Raw genomic sequence first — 858 nt, forward strand, 5'->3', positions numbered from 1 at the left:
CACGCAAAACAGCACCTCGATGCTGCAAACGGCTGAAGGCGCGTTCGGCGAAGTCACCAACATGCTGGTGCGCATGAAAGATCTGGCCACGCAAGCTGCCGATGCTTCGTCGAACACGGCCGACAAGACCGCCATGCAAGCCGAATATGACGCGCTGGGCCTGGAACTGTACAACGTGATGACCAATACCACGTTCGGCGGCCAGAATCTGCTGGGCGATGGCACGACTGGCAAGGGCACTCTGTCGGAAGCCAAGATGACCTTCCAGATCGGCGCCGCCAAGTCGGAAACCATGGACTTCACCGTGCAAGCAGGCATGGTCACGCTGGACACCGCGCTGAAAGGCTTGTCCGCCAACAACTTCAAGGCTACCAGCGGCGGCGTCGGCACGGAACTGACCGGCACGGCAAACGCCACGATCGACCTGCTGAAAAATGCCATCGACAATGTCGGCACGATCCGCTCGTCCCTGGGCGCCGCCGCCAACCGCCTCGACCACGTCAACAGCAACCTGTCGAACATCGCCACCAACACCAAGGCCGCTACCGGCCGCATCATGGACGTTGATTTCGCCACCGAAAGCTCGAACATGACGTCGTCGCAAATGCTGCTGCAAGCCGGCACCGCGATGCTGAAACAAAGCAACAGCATGTCCTCGATGGTCATGTCCTTGCTGCAATAATCTTTGCCTGGCCGTCCGCGGCCAGCAACGCCAAGCCAGACTGCGGTCTGGCTAATGAGATGGTCACCCTCCACCCTATAAGTTACTAAACTTATAGGGTGTTTTCATTTCTGAAGGAGGCCATCATGGAAAACGTTACGCTCATCGGCATCGATCTCGGCAAACACAGCTTTCAT

The 858-nt window shown here is 57.9% G+C and carries 1 protein-coding gene; it reads left to right on the forward strand.

What is annotated here, in order from left to right; all coding sequences use genetic code 11:
* The coding region (locus tag CSQ93_RS28495; RefSeq protein WP_099380921.1) for a flagellin at positions 1 to 682 on the forward strand (682 nt) is incomplete at its 5' end.
* Positions 683 to 858: the final 176 nt, after the last annotated feature.

Origin of the sequence: Janthinobacterium sp. BJB426, assembly GCF_002735705.1 — a bacterium.
GTDB lineage: Bacteria > Pseudomonadota > Gammaproteobacteria > Burkholderiales > Burkholderiaceae_D > Janthinobacterium.